The organism is Coriobacteriia bacterium (genome assembly GCA_013334745.1).
In the GTDB taxonomy this organism is placed as follows: domain Bacteria; phylum Actinomycetota; class Coriobacteriia; order Anaerosomatales; family JAAXUF01; genus JAAXWY01.
In genome coordinates this window covers 71,994-74,899 of sequence record JAAXWY010000006.1, presented here as the reverse complement: position 1 = coordinate 74,899, position 2,906 = coordinate 71,994, and the positions used below count along the sequence as shown (strand labels likewise).

Genomic DNA, 2,906 nt, shown 5'->3' with positions numbered 1-2,906 from the left:
ATCAACCGCGCTTTTCCTGTGCGCAGCACTTCTAGCGCGTGCTTGACGATCTCATGTTCGCCGCAGCCGCCGCCAACGGTGCCGACAATGCCGCCGAGTTGGTTGACCGCCATGACCGCTCCCGTGGGCACGGGCGTTGACCCGCTTTTTTGCACCACGACGGCAAGCGCACAGGGTTCCGTGTTGGCGATCAGATAGTGGAGCAACTCCGGCTCGTGGGACGCGAGCGCAAGGCGCTCCGCCTCCCGCTCCGCGCTCCTGCTGCTGCGCTGCTGAATCAGTTCCGCGAGGATGGAGATTGCAATCTCCTTTGGCGTCTCCGCGCCGATGGCAAGACCGATGGGCGTGTGGATCCGGTCGATCTTCGCGCGGTTAAATCCCTCTTCCTCCAGCATCTTAAACAGCTCAATCGTGCGCCGCCGCGAGCCGATCAGCCCCAGATAGCGCGGCTGTTCGCCCGCGAGCAGCACGCGTAGGCAAGCCGCGTCGTGCCGGTGCCCGCGCGTGATCACGCAGACGAAATCGTATTTAGTGATCGCGAGCGCAGCAATTGCGTGATCAAACGCGTCGCAGACGACCTGTTTCGCCTCCGGAAAACGAACGGCGTTGGCAAAGCCGGGTCTGTCGTCCACCACGACAACGTCGTGCCCGGGGCAGAACCTGGCGAGCTCGGCGAGCCAGGGGCCCAGATTGCGCTCCTCGTCGCGCGCCGGAACGACGATCTCGGCTGGGGGTTCCTCAGCAGGCGCCTGCACAGAGTCTGCCGCAGGCTCGGCGGGCAGTTCGCCCAACCCAAGTGCCATGAGATTGCGTGCGTAGTCGGCTGCGGGCGTGCCAGCGAAGGGCTCGACCTCCGGGACGACTTCTGGCCGCGGCTCAACCGGCGACTCAGCTACCGGCTGCGCGAGTCCGGCGAGTGATGCCTGAATCTGCGCGAGCGTCTCATCCGAGACAGCACTCGCAGGCGTCGCAGTCGGAGCGGAAACCGAAAGCGGCTCGACTACTTCGGATACCGCGGGGACAGGCAGGAAGGTGAACTCCTCAGCCGCCGCCGTCTCCGCTTGCCCGTCCTCGACCAGCGGCTCAGGCGTGGACTCAGGCTCGCCTGGTGTCGCGCTGCCGATGATCTCGAAGATGCTGACCGGCTCGGGGGCCGGTTCCAGCTCCGGTTCGGGTTCCGGCTCCGGTTCAAGCTCGGGCTCCCGCTCGAGTTCGGGTTCCGGCGCCGACTCTGGCTCCGGCTCAGGGGCCGGCTCTGGCTCGGACCCCGGCTCGGGTTCCGGCTCCGGCACCAACTCCGGCTCGGGTTCGGCTTCCGGCTCGGGTTCGGGTGCTCGCTCCGGCTCGACGACGCGAAGAGGGCGAAGCACCGCCCCCATCATCTCCTCGAGAACAGCAGCGTCCTGGGCTGTGGGCGCGGCCCCACCCGAGAGGAACTCGGGCACCTCAGCCCGCGCGACCGGCTGCTGCACCGAAGGCTCAACCGGCGCCTCAACGTGTGCTCGGGACTCGGCTTCGGCTTCGAGAGCGGCCTCCCGCGCTTGTGCCTCGGCTACCTGTGCCTCGGCTACCGCTCGCCTCTCGGCGTCAATCTCGGCAAGCGCGGCCTCGCGGGTCTCGCGCTCTGACCGAAGCCTGACCACTTCATCGTCAGAGGCGAACTCAAGAAGTCCGGCCGAGAACAACCCGTACATGATGCGGGCGACTTCGAAGTCGGTACGACCGGTCGAGTGCGCGAGATCCGCGACCGTCCTCGTTCCGTCGACGAGCAGCAACAGATTCCACTCGATGGGCTTGAGCGATATCTCGAAGGTACCCTCGCCCGGCGCTGTGGCCATCTTGAACACAACGTCCATTGACGGGATCTTCTTGCGGATCCGCGTCCACTCCTCGAGCCTGCGGCTGCCCTCCATGATGATGTTCTCGATGGAAACCGACAGCCCGATATCCTCATCGGCGATCTCGGCGCTGGGGTCGAAGTCGAACTCGCCCTCATCCCAACGCATGAGATCGAAGATCGATTCCTGGATCTGATCCGAGACGAATACCTCGAGGACCTCATCGGTGATGAAGCCCTCTTCGACCAGGATTCGCCCTATGCGGCGACCGTCAGGGCCCTCACTCGCACGAACAGCGAGTGCGCGCTGAAGCGCGGCAGGGGTGATTCGCTGGGCACGAACGAGTCTCTCACCGAGCAGTTCGGCGTGCCAGTTCGACTGTGCAAAGAAGACGTCGCCCTCGCGAAACCACACGCTACCCGTGGCGCCGTCGGCCCGAAGAATGCGCAGCACGCCGCTCTTCCGGCTGAACGTGACCAGCTGGAAGACGTCCGGAAGGCTGAAGTCCCTGAGATTGCCGCGCAACGCCATGTGGTGACCGCTCCGTACGTGGTCTCGTCAGTGCCTGTCGGGCCTATCCAAGAATTGCGGCGATACGTTCCGCCGAGCTGCGCATGTCGTACAACACCAGGCCCAACTTGGCCTGCTTGCCCGCCAGACAGGTCAAGACCGCCCTGTCACCTGCGGCTATCAGCATCACGTACCCGTCGTCCCCTTCGATGAAGACCTGCGAAAGCTGACCGCGGCCGAGTTCTGCCGCTGCTCGCTCGCCGAGTCCCAAGATCGCTGCCGACATGGCACCGACTCGGTCCTCGTGCATCCCATCGGGCAGGGCCGACGCCATGGTGAAGCCGTCCAGCGACACGAGCGCGGCCGCTTGGACCTCCTGGCTCTCCTCCATGAGGTCGTCAAGCGCCTTGGCCAGCTGTTCTTCGCGCGTCGCCTGCCTGGGTGCAGGCGGAATCGCACTCACCGCCGGAGCGGGCTGCGGCGGCGCGGGCTGCGGCGACGGCGCGAAAGCCGGCGGCTCGACTACCGGTACCACGATCGGCACCGCCGCCGTCAGGT

Annotated in this window: 2 protein-coding genes; both read right to left on the bottom strand. The window is 65.8% G+C overall.

The features are described 5' to 3' along the window. On the bottom strand, positions 1–2,369 hold a 2,369-nt coding region (locus HGB10_03280), incomplete at its 3' end, for a DUF4388 domain-containing protein (protein NTU70828.1). A 43-nt stretch (positions 2,370–2,412) separates the two neighbouring features. Continuing rightward, positions 2,413–2,739: a hypothetical protein gene (locus tag HGB10_03275; GenBank protein ID NTU70827.1), complete on the bottom strand. Its 327-nt coding sequence runs from the start codon at positions 2,737–2,739 to the stop codon at positions 2,413–2,415. Between the last annotated feature and the right edge of the window lie 167 nt (positions 2,740–2,906).

Coding starts and splice junctions, on each gene's coding strand:
- HGB10_03275 (NTU70827.1), bottom strand. CDS start 2,739: ATGGAGGAGAGCCAGGAGGTCCAAGCGGCCGCGCTCGTGTCGCTGGAC.